16 protein-coding genes are annotated in these 16,278 nt (G+C 69.0%); 5 read left to right on the top strand and 11 right to left on the bottom strand.

The window, feature by feature from the left end; genetic code table 11:
* Positions 1 to 387: 387 nt before the first annotated feature.
* The gene (locus ABD679_RS00925; RefSeq protein WP_344758041.1) at positions 388 to 645 is read left to right on the top strand and encodes a hypothetical protein; all 258 of its coding nucleotides are present in this window, start codon (positions 388 to 390) and stop codon (positions 643 to 645) included.
* Between the two features lie 16 nt (positions 646 to 661).
* Complete coding sequence (locus ABD679_RS00930; RefSeq protein ID WP_344758042.1) at positions 662 to 1,405, top strand: pyridoxine 5'-phosphate synthase; 744 nt, start codon at positions 662 to 664, stop codon at positions 1,403 to 1,405.
* 153 nt (positions 1,406 to 1,558) lie between these two features.
* On the opposite strand, the gene ABD679_RS00935 is transcribed toward ABD679_RS00930, so the two are convergent.
* The 11 genes from ABD679_RS00935 to dnaA all read right to left on the bottom strand — a co-directional run bounded on the left by ABD679_RS00935 (position 1,559) and on the right by dnaA (position 13,587).
* Positions 1,559 to 1,975, bottom strand: coding sequence for an ExbD/TolR family protein (locus ABD679_RS00935; protein WP_344758043.1), 417 nt, complete (start codon positions 1,973 to 1,975; stop codon positions 1,559 to 1,561).
* A gap of 12 nt (positions 1,976 to 1,987) precedes the next feature.
* A complete protein-coding gene (locus tag ABD679_RS00940) occupies positions 1,988 to 2,416 on the bottom strand; it encodes an ExbD/TolR family protein (RefSeq protein WP_344758044.1) in 429 nt (142 codons plus the stop codon).
* Between the two features lie 23 nt (positions 2,417 to 2,439).
* The gene (locus ABD679_RS00945) at positions 2,440 to 3,216 is read right to left on the bottom strand and encodes a MotA/TolQ/ExbB proton channel family protein (RefSeq protein WP_344758045.1); all 777 of its coding nucleotides are present in this window, start codon (positions 3,214 to 3,216) and stop codon (positions 2,440 to 2,442) included.
* Positions 3,217 to 3,310: 94 nt separating this feature from the next.
* The gene (locus ABD679_RS00950) at positions 3,311 to 3,985 is read right to left on the bottom strand and encodes an energy transducer TonB (protein ID WP_344758046.1); all 675 of its coding nucleotides are present in this window, start codon (positions 3,983 to 3,985) and stop codon (positions 3,311 to 3,313) included.
* Between the two features lie 142 nt (positions 3,986 to 4,127).
* Positions 4,128 to 5,333 (bottom strand): tetratricopeptide repeat protein, encoded by a 1,206-nt coding sequence (locus tag ABD679_RS00955; RefSeq protein ID WP_344758047.1) that lies wholly within the window; start codon positions 5,331 to 5,333, stop codon positions 4,128 to 4,130.
* Between the two features lie 112 nt (positions 5,334 to 5,445).
* Entirely contained in the window at positions 5,446 to 6,255 is an 810-nt protein-coding gene (locus tag ABD679_RS00960) for a M48 family metallopeptidase (RefSeq protein ID WP_344758048.1), read from the bottom strand.
* Positions 6,256 to 6,337: 82 nt separating this feature from the next.
* The gene (locus ABD679_RS00965) at positions 6,338 to 7,159 is read right to left on the bottom strand and encodes a CPBP family intramembrane glutamic endopeptidase (RefSeq protein ID WP_344758049.1); all 822 of its coding nucleotides are present in this window, start codon (positions 7,157 to 7,159) and stop codon (positions 6,338 to 6,340) included.
* Positions 7,160 to 7,169: 10 nt separating this feature from the next.
* Positions 7,170 to 9,617 (bottom strand): DNA topoisomerase (ATP-hydrolyzing) subunit B, encoded by a 2,448-nt coding sequence (gene gyrB / locus ABD679_RS00970; protein ID WP_344758050.1) that lies wholly within the window; start codon positions 9,615 to 9,617, stop codon positions 7,170 to 7,172.
* A gap of 130 nt (positions 9,618 to 9,747) precedes the next feature.
* On the bottom strand, positions 9,748 to 10,833 hold the full coding sequence (recF, locus tag ABD679_RS00975; RefSeq protein WP_344758051.1) for a DNA replication/repair protein RecF: 1,086 nt from the start codon (positions 10,831 to 10,833) through the stop codon (positions 9,748 to 9,750).
* A 72-nt stretch (positions 10,834 to 10,905) separates the two neighbouring features.
* On the bottom strand, positions 10,906 to 12,006 hold the full coding sequence (gene dnaN / locus ABD679_RS00980; RefSeq protein WP_344758052.1) for a DNA polymerase III subunit beta: 1,101 nt from the start codon (positions 12,004 to 12,006) through the stop codon (positions 10,906 to 10,908).
* Positions 12,007 to 12,261: 255 nt separating this feature from the next.
* Positions 12,262 to 13,587 carry a chromosomal replication initiator protein DnaA gene (dnaA, locus tag ABD679_RS00985; RefSeq protein WP_344758053.1) on the bottom strand — a complete coding sequence of 442 codons (1,326 nt, stop codon included), beginning with the start codon at positions 13,585 to 13,587 and terminating at the stop codon, positions 12,262 to 12,264.
* 261 nt (positions 13,588 to 13,848) lie between these two features.
* Here dnaA and rpmH point away from each other — a divergent pair, with 261 nt between their 5' ends.
* From rpmH to yidC, 3 genes are read left to right on the top strand one after another with little or no spacing between them, the layout of a single operon-like run.
* Entirely contained in the window at positions 13,849 to 13,989 is a 141-nt protein-coding gene (gene rpmH, locus ABD679_RS00990; RefSeq protein WP_076585856.1) for a 50S ribosomal protein L34, read from the top strand.
* Positions 13,990 to 14,044: 55 nt separating this feature from the next.
* Complete coding sequence (gene rnpA / locus ABD679_RS00995) at positions 14,045 to 14,488, top strand: ribonuclease P protein component (RefSeq protein ID WP_344758054.1); 444 nt, start codon at positions 14,045 to 14,047, stop codon at positions 14,486 to 14,488.
* The gene (yidC, locus tag ABD679_RS01000; protein ID WP_344758055.1) at positions 14,488 to 16,224 is read left to right on the top strand and encodes a membrane protein insertase YidC; all 1,737 of its coding nucleotides are present in this window, start codon (positions 14,488 to 14,490) and stop codon (positions 16,222 to 16,224) included. Before rnpA ends, yidC begins: the two co-directional genes overlap by 1 nt.
* The last annotated feature ends 54 nt before the right edge of the window (positions 16,225 to 16,278 follow it).

Genomic DNA, 16,278 nt, shown 5'->3' on the forward strand with positions numbered 1-16,278 from the left:
CATCGCGGCCATGGCCGCTCCCACAGGGGCACCGCTCCGTGCCGCGTCATCTTCCGTGCCCATGGATCGTCATCCCCGCGCAGGCGGGATTTCCTTTGCGCCAGGCTTCTTTGCACACGCATGAAGGGTGGTGCACGGGCGGCGTGCGAAACGCGGTTGATCCTGTTCTCCGCGGAAACGGCACAAGCGGTTCGCTGCGCTCGCGCCCTCATCCGCCTTCGGCACCTTCTCCCGCAAGCGGGAGAAGGGTTCGGAGTCCGACACTGCCCGCGCGGAGACGGTCAGCCGCGTGGCGACGGGCGCGCCCACCCCGGCGCCGGGCGGCAGCCCGGGTCCCGGCGTCGGCCGGTTAGACTGTCGCCGACTCCACCAGCCGAGGAATGGCGCATGGTCTGGCTCTACCTGCTGTTGGCGCTGGCCGCGTTCGCGGTGGCGCTCAAGTCGACGTCGGTGGCACTGGCGGTGGTCTGCCTGCTGGCCGCGCTGGGCTTCGTGGTCGCTGCCGTGCTCGGCCTGCTGGCGCGGCGCATCGGCAGCCAGAGCCGGGACGAGAACTTCATCCTCGACCCCGCCGAACTGCACCGCCTGCGCGAGCAGGCCGCGGCCAACCGCGCGGCCGGCGGCGACCAGCCCCCGGCGGCCTGACCGCAGCGCGCACAGCGTGACCGTCCTCAGCGTCAACCTCAACAAGATCGCGGTACTGCGCAACTCGCGCGGCGGCCGCGAGCCGGACATCGTGCGCGCCGCGCGCACCTGCCTGGACGCCGGCGCGCACGGCATCACCGTGCACCCGCGCCCCGATGCGCGCCACACCCGCGAGGACGACGTGCATGCGCTGGCCGCGGTCACGCGCGAGTACGGCGTGGAGTTCAACCTCGAGGGCAATCCGTTCGCGCCCCCGCGGCCCGGCTATCCGGGCTTCATCGCCCTGTGCGAGGCGGTGCGTCCGGCGCAGGCCACGCTGGTGCCGGACAGCGACGCGCAGCTGACCTCCGACCACGGTTTCGACTTTGCCCGCGACGCCGACACACTGGCGCCGCTGGTCGCCCGGCTGCGGGCGCTGGGCTGCCGGGTCAGCCTGTTCGCCGACACCGGCGCCGATGTGGCGCGGGCCGCCGCGATCGGCGCGGCGCGGGTGGAGCTGTACACCGGGCCGTATGCGGAGGCCTTCGCCGGCGGCGGCGCGGCCGATGCCCTGCCCGCCTATGCCGACACCGCGCGTGCCGCGGCCGGCGCCGGACTCGGCGTCAACGCCGGCCACGATCTGGACCAGGCCAACCTGGGCGCCTTTCTCGACGCGGTGCCGAACGTACTGGAAGTCTCGATCGGCCACGCTCTGGTCGGCGAGGCCCTGTACGAGGGCCTGGCCGCCACCGTGCGCCGCTACCTGTCGATCCTGGCCTGAGCCACACGACCGCGCGCGTCCCGGGCGCGAAACCGCCCTACCCGGCGAAAGCGCATGCGCGGCACAAAAGAAAACGCCGCCCATGTGGGCGGCGTTCCAAATTGGCAAGCCCGCCGGCCGCACGCTGCAGGTGCGCGGCCGGCGGTGGTGCGGTTACTTCTTGACGAAACCGATCTTCTGCATCTGCGCGTTCTTGGCCGAGGCCAGGACCTTGGCAAGCACTTCGTACTCGGCCTCTTCGTTGACGTCGATCTCCAGCGTCGGCTGGTTGTTGACGTCCCGCTGGACCTCGGTCTCCATCATGTTGCGCAGCGCCGACAGCGGCGTGGGACTGTCGTTCCAGTACACCGTGCCGGACTGGTCGATGCGCAGGCGGATCGGCTCCGGCGGTTCGATCGGATTGACCGGCGGCGTCAGCGAGCGCTGCGGCAGGTCGATGTCAATCGGGTACGACGGAATCGGCGCCGTCATCATGAAGATGACCAACAGTACGAGCATCACGTCCGCAAGCGGAATGATGTTCATGTCGGACATCGCGCCGCCGTCTTCGGAGTTGGAAGAAAATGCCATGACGCAGTGTCCTCAGCGGTTCTGTTCTTTGGTGGCCACGAAACCGACCTTGCGCATCCCCTTGGCCTGCGCGAGGTTGACCACCTCGTTGATCGAGTGATACCGGGTGGTCTTGTCGCCGCGGATGTTGACCGCCGGCTGCGGCGTCTTCTGCGCCTCGACCGCAAGCTGGCTTTCCAGCATGTCGCGGGTCACCGCCTGGTCGTTCCAGTAGACGTCCCCGTTCTCGGTGACAGCCAGCGTGATCGGCTGCACCTTGACCTTGGACTCGTCCACCTGGTCAAGGTTGGCCTGTGGCAGCTCCACCTTGATCTTGTGCGACATCAGCGGTGCCGTGACCATGAAGATGATCAGCAGCACCAGCAGCACGTCGACGAGGGGAACGACGTTGATGTCAGCCTTCGGCGCGCCGCTGCCGCTGTCGTTGGCACTGAAAGCCATATCCGGACTCCGTCAGATGCGAATTAGCGCTTGACCTGAACTTCGCCGACGCGGGCGCCGGTAGCGAAGAAGTCGTGCAGATCGTGCGCGAAGGTGTCGAACTTGTTGTTCGTGATGCGGTTCAGGCGCACGAAGAAGTTGTAGCCAAGCACCGCCGGGATCGCGACGAACAGACCGAACGCGGTCATGATCAGCGCCTCGCCCACCGGGCCGGCCACCGCGTCGATCGAGGCCTGGCCACCGGCACCAAGGCGGATCAGTGCGCCGTAGATGCCCACGACGGTACCGAGCAGGCCGACGAACGGGGCGGTCGCGCCGATCGAGGCAAGCACGGTCAAGCCGCTTTCCAGGCGCATCGACTCGCGGGTCACGGCCTGGCGCAGGGCACGGTCGACGAACTCGGAGCGGTTCAGCGATTCGACCAGGCGCGAGCCTTCATGCTGCTGGTGGTGCGCAGCGGCCTGGGCGGCGTCGAGGGCGATCTTGGAGAACGGTTCGCTGCTCGGCTGCTCTTCCATGTAGCGGATCGCATCCTGCGCGTTGGTGGTCTCCCAGAAGGTGCTCACGACCGAGTCGCCGCGGCGACGCAGGTTCATGTTCTTCAGGAGGTTGACGACGATCCAGTAGATCGCCATGACCGACATCAGGATCAGGGTAAGGGAGACCACCCACTGGACGACGTGCTGTCCAGGATTGGTGACCATCTCGTTGATCAGATGGTCGGCACCCATCTGGGAGAGAGCAGCAGCAGCGTCGCCTCCGGGGGCGGCGGCGGGCGCGTTGGTGGTTTCCTGCAGCATGGCGCTTACCTTTTTGAATGTTGTGGTTTGGAGTTGGATGGATCGGTGTAACGGATGACGCGTGGAACCGGTGTCTCGGGCGGGCGGCGGTGGATCAGCCGCCCAGGTTGAAGTCGACGGGGACGCGGACGCGGCCGGCGGCCTTCTGCCCGTTCACGATCGACGGGTTGAAGCGCCACTTCTTGGCGGCGGCGATGGCGGCGCGGTCCAGGTCGCGGTTGCGGCTGGACTTCTCCACCGACACGTCGACGACGTTGCCGTTGGCGTCGACGTCGATGACCAGGATCACCGTGCCTTCGATGCCGGCGCGGACTGCCGACGGCGGATACCGCGGCGGGTTCATGTTCTTCGAGGAGATGTCGACCGAGGCGCCGATGTCCGCCTGCGGTGCCGGCGGTGCCGGCGGTGCCGGCGGCGGTGCCGGGGTGTCCATCGGCGAAGGCTCGTCGAAGACCACCGGCGGCTCTTCCGGCGGCGGCGGCAGCGGCGCGGGCTGCGGCGGCACCAGCTCCTTGATCGGCTGGGGCTTCGGCGGCTCCGGCGGCGGCGGCGGCGGCGGGGGCGGCGGGGGCGGCGGCTCGATGATGACCACGCGGGTCGCGTCGTCTTCCTCGTCGGCGCCGCCCGGGGGCGCCACCGGGGCCAGGATCAGCATCAGCGCCGCGACGTGCACCGCGATTGCCACGGTAATGCCCGCGATGCGCGGCCAGTTCAGGCCATCGTCCTCGCGGTTGTCATGCTTGTAGTGGGTCGGCAACAGTTCCGTCATGCGCAGCGGGCTCGAAATAGGGCCGGACGCCGCAGCGCCCCGGATGGTGTTGATCCACGGCCCTTTCGGCCGCGGGAATTTCCAAGCTTATACCAATCCGGGCAGTCGATACCAACAGTTCCTGCCCGGTTGCAGGAGGTCCTTATCCCTTCTGTGCGAGGATCTTTTTTGCTTCCTCGGGCTGCTTGACGCCCTTGTCCAGCGCCTGCTGGGCGGCCTGCTTGGCTTCGCCCAACTGGCCCTCGCCCCACAGCAGCCGGGCCAGGTTGAGGTAGGTCTCGCCATCCGGGGCGAGCGGTGCGGCCTTGCGGTAGTTCTCGATCGCCAGCGCGGGCTGGTCGGTGAAGTAGTAGGCCTGGCCGAGCGCGAGGTAGGTCTGGAAATCCGGCTTCAGGACGCCCTTGTCCAGGCCTTCCTTGATGACCGCGATGCCTTCCTTCTCGCGGCCTTCGGTATTCATGTACATCGCGTAGAGGTTGCGGTAGTCGCGCTCGTCCGAGAGCTGTCCGGAGGCGCGCATCTTCTCCATCAGCGCGATGGCCTTGTCGTTCTGGTCGGCCTGCATGTAGATGGAGATCAGGTTCATCTGCAGCTTCTTGTCGTCCGGGCTCTTGGCCAGCGCGGCCTCGGCGACCTTGGCCGCCTCGGCGGGCTGGTCGCTGTCGAAGTAGGCGGCCATCAGCACCTGCTGCCAGTCCGGACGCGCGTCTTCGCCGGCGGCGTCGATGCCCTGCTTGAGCGCGGCGATCGCCTCGGGGTAGCGCTCCAGCCGGTACAGGATGTTGCCCTTGACCACGAGGTTTTCCGGCTTCTGCGACTTGGTCTCATCGAGGTAGCGGTCGATGGTGGCCAGCGCCTCGGTGTACTTCTCGTCCTCCATCTGCAGCTGGGCGAGCATGTACATCGACTGGTAGTGGCCGTTGTTGTCGAGGCCGTCGGCTTCCAGCGCGGCCTTCAGGTAGTCCTGCGCGGCGGCGCTGTCGTCGGCCGAATAGGCGGCCTGCGCGGCGATCTGGTTGGCGAGGGCGCGCTCGTAGGCGTTGGCCTTGTCATTGGCGATGATCTCGTCCGCCGCGGCGCGGGCTTCGGCGCTCTTGTCGTCGTTGTACAGGTCGATCATCTTCTGCAGCTTCGACGACAGCTTGGCCGAGGCCTTCTCCGTCGGCTGCTTGCGGGTGGCCTCGGGAAACAGCTCCTGGGCGGCGGCGCCCTTCTCCGACTTGTTCGCGCGCTGGTCGTGCGACTGCTGGGCACGGGTCTGCGCCAGGGACGGGGTCGTGGACACCAGCATGACCGCGCCGGCGATCGCGGCGGTCAGCAGGTGGGTGCGAAGGAGATGGGTCGACATGGGTCACCTGGCAGCATGGATTGGAAGCAGAGATCGCGCCGCCTTTGCAGGGCGGGTTTGCGAAACTAGCAGAAACGCCATTACGCGCGCTATTGCCCGCTTAACGCAAGTTTCAGCCACAGCGTGGTTTGCGGCCGGCCGCGCGCGCCTGTTCGTAGGTCGGCAGCAGGCCGTTGGCGCGCGAACCGAGTTCGCCGATGCGTGCATTCGGATCGGGGTGGGTGGACAGCCACTGCGGCGGGCGGCTGCCGCCGGCGCCGATCATGTTCTGCCACAGGTCCACCGCCGCGCGCGGGTCGAAGCCGGCCTTGGCCATCAGCTGCTGGCCGACCACGTCGGCTTCGGACTCCTGCGCGCGCGAGTTGGGCAGCAGGAAGAACCCCTGCGCCGCCATGCCGCCGAGCTGCGTGGTGGTGTTGGCCGCGCCCTCGCCGTAGCGCGCGCCGGCCATTTCGCCGGCCACCCCGAGCAGGCCCTGCGCGGCCAGCTGGCGGGTGATGCGCTCGTCGTGGTGGTGGGCGATGACGTGGCCGATCTCGTGGCCGATCACCGCGGCCAGCTGGTCCTGGTTCTCCGCCGCCTTGAAGATGCCGGTGTAGACGCCGACCTTGCCGCCCGGCAGGGCGAAGGCGTTGGGCTCGTCGTTGACGAACACCGCGGTGTCCCAGGCCGTGCCCTGGCCGCTGCCGGCCGGCAGTTCGCGCACCAGCGCGTCGACCACGCAGCGTACGTAGGCGACCTGCTTGCTGTCCTTGCTCTGCGGCGTCTTGGCCTTGGCCTCGGCGAAGGCCTGCTCGCCCATCTGGTCGAGCTGGGCCTGCGAGACCGCGCCCACGTACTGGGTGCGGCCGGTGGGCGAGGTCATGGTCGCGCAGCCGGCGGTGGCCGCGGCGATGGCCAGGCCGAGCAGGAGCTTCCTCATGGTGTTTCCCCTTGGTTTGGATGGAAGGCTGCCGCCGGTTGTAGCCCGCGGCGTATCAAGGACCCGTCAATGCATGGATCCGTCAATGCATGCCCGCCAGCAGCAGTATCCCGGCGATGGCGTTGTTCACGGCGTGGGCGCCGACCGCGGCCCACAGCGTACCGGTGCGGCGGTAGACCCAGGCGAACAGCGCGCCCATCACCGCGTAGCAGAGCCACAGCAGGCCGCTGGCCAGCGGCGGGTTGTCGCCCAGCCCCGGCACCTCGTGCATGCAGGCGAACAGCGCGCTGCTCAGCATCAAACCCAGCAGCGGGCGCCCGGCGGCCCAGAGGCGACCGAACAGCACGCGCCGGAACAGCAGCTCCTCGTAGGCCGGCGCCAGCAGCGCCACGAATACCAGCAGCAGCAGCGGGAAGCGCTCGCCCACCGCCTCGATCAGCGGCTGGTTGGTGGGGACCGGTTCGACGCCGGCCTGCCCGGCCAGCATGGTGGAGACGGCGCTGAAGGCGAACGCGGCCAGGCCGGCCAGCAGTGCCCAGCCCCAGGTCGCGGGCCGGCGCGCGGCGGCGCGGGACGCGGCCCGCTCGCCGGGCGTGGCCCGGCGTCGCCAGACGTACAGCAGCAGCGCGGCCGATGCGGTGGCCAGCACGCTGATCGCGACCAGGGCCAGGCCCTGCGGTTCGCCGATCCGCGCGGCGACCTGCGCCGGGTCGGCTGCGCCGCCGCCTTCCAGTCCCAGCTTGACGCCCTGCCATATCGCCCACGCCAGGCCCCCGGCGACGGAGACGCCGAACACCAGCAGCAGCGCCAGCAGCCCATCGGCCGCGAACGCGCGCAGCGCCGGCTTCAGCGGCAGTGCCGGCAGCGGCGGTGGCGCGTCGGCCACGGCGGCTGGGGTTTCCACGCGGCGCCGGTCAGATGTCGAGGTTGGCGACCCTCAGCGCGTTGTCCTCGATGAACTCGCGCCGCGGCTCGACGATGTCGCCCATCAGGGTGCTGAAGATCTGGTCGGCGGCCACCGCGTCCTCGATCCGCACCTGCAGCAGGCGGCGCGTGTCCGGATTGACCGTGGTGTCCCACAGCTGCTCCGGGTTCATCTCGCCCAGGCCCTTGAAGCGCTGGATCTGGCGGCCCTTCTTCGCCTCGTCCAGCAACCAGGCCTGCGCGTCGGCGAAGCTGGCGATCGGCTGCACGCGGTTGCCGCGCACGATCCTCGCGCCCTCGCGGACCAGGCCGTGCAGCAGCGCCGCGGTGTCGCGCAGCGGCCGCAGGTCGCCGGTTTCGAAAGCCGAGAACGGCAGCACCTGCACCAGCTCCTCGCCCATGTGCCGGCGCGTGACCAGCAGCGCGCCGGGCCGGGTGTCGCTGGCCGCCTGCAGCTCCAGCGAATAGCGCGGCTTGCCCAGCCCGCTGCGGTTGAGGCGCTTTTCCAGCGCGTCCAGCTCGTGGCGCTCGTCGGTGTTGCGGGCGAAGTGCTCGGCGTCCAGCGGGGTGAAGTCGATCAGCGACTCGAGCACCAGCGGATCGAAGCGGTGCGCGTTGCGGGCGATGGTGTCGCGCGCGCGGGCATAGGCCAGCAGCAGCTGCTCCAGCGCCTGGCCCTCGATCGGCGGCTCGCCGTCGGCCGGGACCAGCGCAGCGCCCTCGACCGCGTTGCCGGCCAGGTACGCGTCCAGCGCCGCGTCGTCCTTGAGGTAGAGCTCGGTCTTGCCCTGCTTGATCTTGTACAGCGGCGGCAGGCCGATGTAGACGTAGCCGCGCTCGATCAGCTCCGGCATCTGCCGGTAGAAGAACGTCAGCAGCAGCGTACGGATATGCGCGCCGTCGACGTCGGCGTCGGTCATGATGATGATGCGGTGGTAGCGCAGCTTGTCCGGGTTGTATTCGTCGCGGCCGATGCCGGTGCCCAGCGCGGTGATCAGGGTGCCGACCTGGTCCGAGGACAGCATGCGGTCGAAGCGCGCACGCTCGACGTTGAGGATCTTGCCGCGCAGCGGCAGCACCGCCTGGTTCTTGCGGTTGCGGCCCTGCTTGGCCGAGCCGCCGGCCGAGTCGCCCTCGACGATGAACAGCTCCGACAGCGCCGGATCCTTCTCCTGGCAGTCGGCGAGCTTGCCCGGCAGGCCGGCGATGTCCAGCGCACCCTTGCGCCGGGTCAGGTCGCGGGCCTTGCGCGCGGCCTCGCGGGCGCGGGCGGCGTCGACGATCTTGCCGGCGATGGCCTTGGCCTCGTTGGGGTGTTCCTGCAGGAACTCCTCCAAACGTGCGCCGAACGTGTGCTCAACGACTGGTCTCACGTCAGATGAGACGAGTTTTTCCTTTGTCTGCGAGGAGAAGCTCGGATCCGGCACCTTGACGCTGAGCACGGCGATCATGCCCTCGCGCATGTCGTCGCCGGACAGGTTGACCTTGGCCTGCTTGGCGATCCCGCTCTGCTCGATGTAGTTGGTCAGCGTGCGCGTGAGCGCGGCGCGGAAGCCGATCAGGTGGGTGCCGCCGTCCTTCTGCGGGATGTTGTTGGTGAAGCAGAACATCGTCTCCTGGTAGGAGTCGGTCCACTGCAGCGCCACGTCGACGGTGATGCCGGCCTCTTCGCCGCTGACCGAGATGACGTTCGGGTGCAGCGGCGTCTTGACCTGGGCCAGGTGCTCGACGAACGAGGCGATGCCGCCTTCGTACTGGAACACGTCGCGGCGCCCTTCCCCGCGCTCGTCGACCAGCACGACCTTGACCCCGGAATTGAGGAAGGACAGCTCGCGCAGGCGCCGGGCGAGGATGTCGTAGTGGAATTCGACGTCGCTGAAGGTCTCGTGCGCTGGCCAGAACCGCACCAGCGTGCCGCGCTTGTCGGAGGGCTCCAGCCGCTCCAGCGGCGCCACCGGCTCGCCCATGGCGTATTCCTGGTGGTGGTGGTAGCCGTTGCGCCAGATGTCGAGCGTGAGCTTCTGCGACAGCGCGTTGACCACCGAGACACCGACGCCGTGCAGTCCGCCGGAGACCTTGTAGCTGTTGTCGTCGAATTTACCGCCGGCGTGCAGCTGGGTCATGATGACCTGCGCCGCCGAGACGCCCTCTTCCTTGTGGATGTCGACCGGGATGCCGCGCCCGTTGTCGGACACAGACACCGAGCCGTCCTCGTGGATGGTCACGGTCACGTCGTCCGCGTGCCCGGCCAAGGCCTCGTCGATCGAGTTGTCGACCACCTCGAACACCATGTGATGCAGGCCGGTGCCGTCGTGGACGTCGCCGATGTACATGCCGGGGCGCTTGCGCACGGCCTCCAGGCCGCGCAGCACGGTGATCCGGCTGGAATCGTAGGCGTTGCTCTGGCCCTGCTCGGCGCCAAGGGTAGGTTCGGTCATTCGGCTCAGCACTCCCGGGGCGACGGGAGGCCGGCGCCCAGACACATTAGCTATGGATGCCTGCCATTATAGCAACTCATATAGCAATTCACGGGCCACGCCATCGTCGCAGGCCGCGCCGCGACCCGGTTCAGGCGGGGCGGATCCCGCCTTGTTCCACGTGGAACACCGCGTGGTCCCGCCCCGCCAGCGCATCGGCGGCCGGCAGCTCGGTGCCGGTGACGAAAACCTGCGCCTGCCCGGCCGCCAGCCGCGCCAGCACGCGGCGCTGGTGGCCGCGATCAAGCTCCGAGGCCAGGTCGTCGAGCAGCACCACCGGCCATTCCCCGCGCTGGTCGACGTAGTGCTCGGCCTGCGCCAGCACGCAGGTCAGGGCGGTGAGCTTGGCCTGCCCGCGCGACAGCGTCTCGCCCTGCGGCAGGGCCCCGTGGCGGATGCGCCAGTCTGCGCGATGCGGGCCGACCGAAGTGAAGCCGGCCTGCAGGTCGCGGTCGCGCGCCAGCAGCAGGGCGTCGGCCAGCGACAGCTCGTCGCGACGCCAGCCGGGCTGGAATTCGACCGTCGCCGCGCCCAGCACGGGCGCCAGCTCCATCGAAATCGCGCCCAACGGCGCCTGCAACTGCTGCAGGTAGGCCTCGCGCAGGGCAGTCATGGGTTCGCCGGCCTCGGCCAGCTCGTGGTCCCAGGCATCGAGCTGTCCGGCGCCGACGCGCTGCTTGAGCAGGCTGTTGCGCTGCTTCAGCGCCCGCGCGTAGCGGCGCCACAGGGGCAGGAAGGCAGGTTCCACGTGGAACAGCCCCCAGTCGACGTAGCGTCGCCGCGGTTCGCCGCCGCCACCGACCAGCGCGTGGCTGCCCGGTTCGAAGCTCACCGCCGCCAGCGCCGCGCACAGCTCGCCCAGCGACGCCACCGGCTGGCCGTCCAGGCGACCTTCCCAAGCCTGTCCGCCGTGGCGCAGCCCGGCCTTGCGCGTCCGCTGCGCGGCTTCTTCCCGCCATTCGGCGTAGACCTCCAGCGCCGCGGCGTCGGTGGCCACCAGGCCATCGCGCACGCGGCCGCGGAAGCTGCGGCCATAGGCGAGCAGGTGCACGGCCTCCAGCAGGCTGGTCTTGCCGGCACCGTTGTCGCCGACGAACAGGTTCAGGCCGGGAGCAGGCGCGATGGCCACGCCGGACAGACGACGCAGGTGGCGGACCTCGAGCCGGGACAGGCGCATCGGCTCAGCCGGCGCACAACAAAACGCCCGGAGCGGGCCGGGCGTTGATGTTCCACGTGAAACCGCCCAGCATCACAGCCGCAGCGGCATCACGACGTGGCGGCAGCGCTCGTTGGACGCTTCGCGCACCAGCGCCGAGGAATTGGCGTCGCGCAGCGCGATCACCACGTTCTCGTCGCGCAGGGCGCCCAGCGCGTCGAGCAGGTAGTTGACGTTGAAGCCCACGGCCAGGTCGTCGACCTTGGTATCAGCCTCGACTTCCTCCTGGGCTTCTTCCTGCTCGGGGTTGTGGGCGTTGATCTTCAGCTGCCCGGGGGAGACCTCCAGGCGGACGCCGCGGTACTTCTCGTTCGACAGGATCGCCGCGCGCTGCAGGGCCGCGCGCAGGACCTCGCGGTCGATGCGGACCTCGCGGTCGGCACCGATCGGGATCACCGCCTCGTAGTCGGGGAAGCGGCCGTCGATCAGCTTGCTGGTGAAGGTGACATCGTCGCGCTTGACCCGGATGTGGTTGCGGCCCATTTCCAGCTCCAGCGTGCGGTCGCCGCCCTCGAGCAGGCGCTGCAGCTCCTGCACGCCCTTGCGCGGGACGATGATCTGACGCTTGGTCTGGCCTTCGGCCTCCAGCGCGGTCTCGCACAGGGCCAGGCGATGGCCGTCGGTGGCCACGCAGCGCAGGCGGCGGTCGCCCAAGTCGAACAGCAGGCCGTTGAGGTAGTAGCGCACGTCCTGCTGGGCCATGGCGAAGGCGGTGCGTTCGATCAGTTCCTTGAGCGCCGCTTCCGGCACGCTGACGCGCTCGGTGGCTTCGACTTCGTCCACCGACGGGAAGTCGTTGGCCGACAGGCTGGCCAGGGTGAAACGGCTGCGGCCGGCCTGCACGGTGACCTTGTCGCCGGTCTGCGAGATCGAGATCTTGCTGCCGTCGGGCAGGGCACGGACGATGTCGAACAGCTTGCGTGCCGGGATCGTGGTCTCGCCGTCCTGGGCGTCGTCGACCGCCGAACGGGCGATCATCTCGACTTCCAGGTCGGTGCCGGTCAGCGACAGTTGCCCGTCCTTGACCTGGACCAGCAGGTTGGCCAGCACGGGCAGGGTCTGGCGTCGTTCGACGACGTTGACCACCTGGCCCAGCGGCTTCAGGAAAACTTCGCGCTGCAGACTGAAACGCATGCCGGTTCGTTCCTCAATGCCCTTGCTTCAAAGAATGGGATAAATACAAAAGCTGGTGGTGCTGGAGTCGCTGAAATCTGGTTGTAACGCCAGTAACGTATTGAATTTACTAGACTTTTAGAGGTGACGAAGCCGTTGATAACTGCTCCGCCGCGGGTGGGGCATTCTGTGGATAAGTTTCAGGCCCCGGGATCGCCCCCGTTTTATCCACAGGCTTTCCACCTTCTGTCCCCCGGTCCCTGCCGAACGGTTTCCTCACTCGCTGAGCTTTCGGATCAGCTTCTCCCAGTCCTCGTGGAGCTTGCCGTCGGTGCCGAGCAGGCCGCGGATCTGGCGGCAGGCATGCAGCACCGTGGTGTGGTCGCGCCCGGCGAAGGCATCGCCGATCTCGGGCAGGCTGTGTTCGGTCAGCTCCTTCGACAGGGCCATCGCCACCTGGCGGGGGCGGGCCAGCGAACGGGTCCGGCGCTTCGACAGCAAATCCTTGATCTGCAACCCGTAGTAGTCTGCCACGGTCTTCTGGATGTTGGCGATGCTGATCGCCTGCTGCTGCGCCCGCAGCAGGTCGCGCAGGGTCTCCTGGGCGAATTCCTGGGTGATCGCCCGCCCGGTGAAGTTGGCCCGCGCGGCCAGAGTGTTGAGCGCGCCTTCCAGGTCGCGCACGTTGCTGCGCATCTTCTTGGCGATCAGGAACGCCACGTCCTCGGGGATGTTGGCGCCGCGCTCGCGCGCCTTGGACAGCACGATCTGGGCGCGGGTCTCGAAGTCGGGCGGGTCGATCGGCACGCTCAGCCCCGAGGCCAGGCGCGATTTCAGCCGCGGCTCCAGGCCCTCGACTTCGCGCGGGAACCGGTCGCAGGTCATGATGATCTGCTGCTTGCCGTCGAACAGCGCGTTGAAGGTGTGGAAGAACTCCTCCTGGGTGCGGTCCTTGCCGGCGAAGAACTGGATGTCGTCGATCAGCAGCGCGTCGACCTGCTGGAACTGGCGCTTGAAGCCGTCCATCGCCTTGTCCTGCAGCGCCTTCATCATTGCGCTGAAGAACTGCTCGCTGCGCACGTACAGCACGCGCATGCCGGGATTGTGGCGGCGCATCTCGTTGCCGGCCGCGAACATCAGGTGGGTCTTGCCCAGGCCGGTCCCGCCGTACAGCAGCAGCGGGTTGTGGGCACGGTCGCCGGGGTTCTGCGCCGCGTGCCAGGCGGCGGCGCGGCCGAGCTGGTTGCTGCGGCCCTCGACGAAGTTGTCGAAGGTGTAGTGGCTGTCGAGGTTGCCGGCGAAGGCCACGGTCTCGTGCGGGCCGCGGGTGGGCACTGCCGGGGTCATTGGCCGCTCGGCGGCCGCGCGCGGCAGCGAACCGATCTTCAGCGTCACCTCCGGGGTGCCGGCGAAGTGGCCCAGCAGCTCGCGGATCCGCTCCAGGTAGCGGCTGCGGACTTCGTCGCGGACGAAGGCGTTGGGCGCGTACAGCACGGTGGCGTCGTCGCGCCAGGTGGCCTGCAGCGGCTTGAGCCAGGCATGGACGTCCTCTGCCGGGAATTCGGCTTCGAGGCGTTCGAGACAGCGGGGCCAGGCATCCATTACGTTCGATTCTGCACGATGACGGCGGCGCGCCGCGCATCCGGTCCGGGTGCGCGGCGGTCGCGGAAACGAGGGAACAGGCAGACTACCACCGCACCCCTGCAGGCGCATCACGCGTGCGCGGCCACCGGCGGTTGAGGACTGGCGAGGCGCCGGGCGGGGCAGGGCGCGCGGGCGGCGCGGGGGCCTGCTTGACCGGCCAATCCGCCAGCCGGTAAAATCGCCGGTTCTTTCCGACGCGTCACTGCTCGAGTCCACGCCATGGCCACCAAGCGCACCTATCAACCCAGCAACCTCAAGCGCAAGCGCGACCACGGCTTCCGTGCCCGCATGAAGACCGCCGACGGCCGCAAGATCCTGGCCCGTCGCCGTGCCAAGGGTCGCAAGGTCCTGTCGGCCTGAGGCCGTTCCATCCCGGCCGGCCGTCGCCGATGACCGGGATTGCGTCGTTGCTTCCATGACTGCCCGGTTCCCGCGCCACGTGCGGGTACGCGCGCGCGCGGAATACGACCGCGCCTTCCAGCAGGGCCGGCGGACCGCGTCGCCCCTGTTCTCCCTGCATTTCGTCGCCGGCCCGCCGCCGGCGCGGCTGGGCCTTGCCGTTTCGCGCAAGGTCGATCCGCACGCGGTCGGCCGCAACCGCATCAAGCGCGTGCTGCGCGACGCGTTCCGCCAGCTGCGCCCGCAGCTGCGCGCCGGCGACTACGTCGTGGTCGCGCGCCGGGCAGCCGCGGACACGGAAAACCGGCTGTTGCGCGAGGGCTTCATCGGCCTGCTGCAGCAGGCCGGCGCATTGCCCCCGCCCGGCGCGGGCGGCACAATCCCCCCCGCGGCGACCGCTGCCCCTCCTTCCCACCCCGCGTCGGATGACCCAGCCGACGGCTCGAGCCTGCCTGCCTGATGAACCAGACCCGTACCTTCCTGATCTTCGCCTGGCTGATGGTGGCGGTGTTGCTGTGGATGCAGTGGGGCAAGGACCAGGAGACCCCGCCGCCGCAGGCGGCGACCGAAACCTCCGCTCCCAGCGCCGGCGCGCTGCCGGGCATGGAGCCGGACGCGTCGGCGCCCACGATCCCCGCCGCGGCGCCGATGGCGGGCGCCGACGACGTGCCCTCGGCCACCCCGGCGTCATCCGGCACGCCGGCAGCGACCGTCGCCCCGGTCCCGGTCGCCAGCGACCACCGCGTGAGCGTCACCACCGACGTGCTGACGCTGTCGCTCGACGGCGGCAACGTCTTCGACGCGCAGCTGCTGCAGTACCCGCAGACCCGCGACCCCGGCAGCCCGCCGGTCAAGCTGCTCGACGACGACCCGGCCAACTACTACATCGCCCGCAGCGGCTGGATCGGGCAGGGCGGGGCGACCGTGCCCGAGCTTGTGCCCGCCGCGGAGCAGCCGCGCCAGGTCAGCCTCGCCGACGGCCAGGACAGCGTGCAGGTCAGCTTCGTCTCGCCGCCCGGCGCGGCGGTGCGCATCCATCGCACCTACACGCTCACCCGCGGCAGCTACGCGATCGCGGTCCACGACGAGGTCGTCAATGCGTCGGGGCAGCCGTGGCAGGGCTACGTGTTCCGCCAGCTGGCGCGGATCCCGCCGGAAAAGAAAAGCAGCATGACCGACCCGGCGTCGTACAGCTTCGCCGGCGCCAAGTGGTTCAGCGCGGCCGACGGCTACGACGGCCGCAAGTTCAAGGACTTCGTCGATGACGGCCCGCTCGACATCACCGTCACCGGCGGCTGGATCGCGCTGCTGCAGCACCACTTCTTCACCGCCTGGATCCCGCAGAAGGATCAGGCCGCGCGCTTCGGCCTGACCACGGCCGGCAAGGTCGACGGCATCCACGCGATGGGGCCGTCGTTCTCGCTCGCGCCGGGCGGGACCGCGGTCAGCGACGCGCGCCTGTGGGTCGGCCCGAAGCTGGTCTCGCAGCTGGCCGCGCAGGACGTCAAGGGCCTGGAGCGCGCGGTCGACTACAGCCGCTTCAAGATCTTCGCCGTGCTCGGCCAGGGCCTGTTCTGGGTACTGGCCAAGCTGCACGCGCTGTTCGGCAACTGGGGCTGGGCGATCATCGCGCTGGTCTGCATGCTCAAGCTGGTGCTGTTCCCGCTGTCGGCGGCGCAGTACAAGTCGACCGCCAAGATGCGCCGCTTCCAGCCGCGCATCGCGCAGCTCAAGGAGCGCTACGGCGACGACAAGCAGAAGTTCCAGACCGCGATGATGGAGCTGTACAAGAAGGAGAAGATCAATCCCGTCGGCGGCTGCCTGCCGGTGCTGCCGCAGATGATCATCTTCATGGCGCTGTACTGGATGCTGATGGAGTCGGTGGAGCTGCGCCAGGCGCCGTGGACGCTGTGGATCCAGGACCTGACCGCGCGCGACCCGTACTTCATCCTGCCCGTGCTCAACATCGCGATCATGTGGTCCACGCAGAAGCTCACGCCGATGTCCGGCATGGACCCGATGCAGCAGAAGATGATGCAGACCATGCCGCTGATCTTCGGCGTGGTGCTGGCCTTCCTGCCGGCCGGCCTGGTGCTGTACCAGGTGGCCAACGGCGGCCTGGGCCTGCTGCAGCAGTGGATCATCACCAGGAAGTACGCCGACCCGCCGCACGGCGCGACGCCGGCCAAGAGCTGATTGCAAGGGCCCGCCGCAAGGCGGGCCCTGCGCATCCGGGTCTGCGAACATGGC

It is taken from the genome of Luteimonas lutimaris, assembly GCF_039537065.1.
GTDB lineage: Bacteria > Pseudomonadota > Gammaproteobacteria > Xanthomonadales > Xanthomonadaceae > Luteimonas > Luteimonas lutimaris.

Coding starts and splice junctions, on each gene's coding strand:
- dnaA (WP_344758053.1), bottom strand. CDS start 13,587: ATGGATGCCTGGCCCCGCTGTCTCGAACGCCTCGAAGCCGAATTCCCG.
- ABD679_RS00955 (WP_344758047.1), bottom strand. CDS start 5,333: ATGTCGACCCATCTCCTTCGCACCCACCTGCTGACCGCCGCGATCGCC.
- recF (WP_344758051.1), bottom strand. CDS start 10,833: ATGCGCCTGTCCCGGCTCGAGGTCCGCCACCTGCGTCGTCTGTCCGGC.
- ABD679_RS00945 (WP_344758045.1), bottom strand. CDS start 3,216: ATGCTGCAGGAAACCACCAACGCGCCCGCCGCCGCCCCCGGAGGCGAC.
- ABD679_RS00935 (WP_344758043.1), bottom strand. CDS start 1,975: ATGGCATTTTCTTCCAACTCCGAAGACGGCGGCGCGATGTCCGACATG.
- ABD679_RS00960 (WP_344758048.1), bottom strand. CDS start 6,255: ATGAGGAAGCTCCTGCTCGGCCTGGCCATCGCCGCGGCCACCGCCGGC.
- gyrB (WP_344758050.1), bottom strand. CDS start 9,617: ATGACCGAACCTACCCTTGGCGCCGAGCAGGGCCAGAGCAACGCCTAC.
- rnpA (WP_344758054.1), top strand. CDS start 14,045: ATGACTGCCCGGTTCCCGCGCCACGTGCGGGTACGCGCGCGCGCGGAA.
- ABD679_RS00950 (WP_344758046.1), bottom strand. CDS start 3,985: ATGACGGAACTGTTGCCGACCCACTACAAGCATGACAACCGCGAGGAC.
- rpmH (WP_076585856.1), top strand. CDS start 13,849: ATGGCCACCAAGCGCACCTATCAACCCAGCAACCTCAAGCGCAAGCGC.
- ABD679_RS00940 (WP_344758044.1), bottom strand. CDS start 2,416: ATGGCTTTCAGTGCCAACGACAGCGGCAGCGGCGCGCCGAAGGCTGAC.
- dnaN (WP_344758052.1), bottom strand. CDS start 12,006: ATGCGTTTCAGTCTGCAGCGCGAAGTTTTCCTGAAGCCGCTGGGCCAG.
- ABD679_RS00925 (WP_344758041.1), top strand. CDS start 388: ATGGTCTGGCTCTACCTGCTGTTGGCGCTGGCCGCGTTCGCGGTGGCG.
- yidC (WP_344758055.1), top strand. CDS start 14,488: ATGAACCAGACCCGTACCTTCCTGATCTTCGCCTGGCTGATGGTGGCG.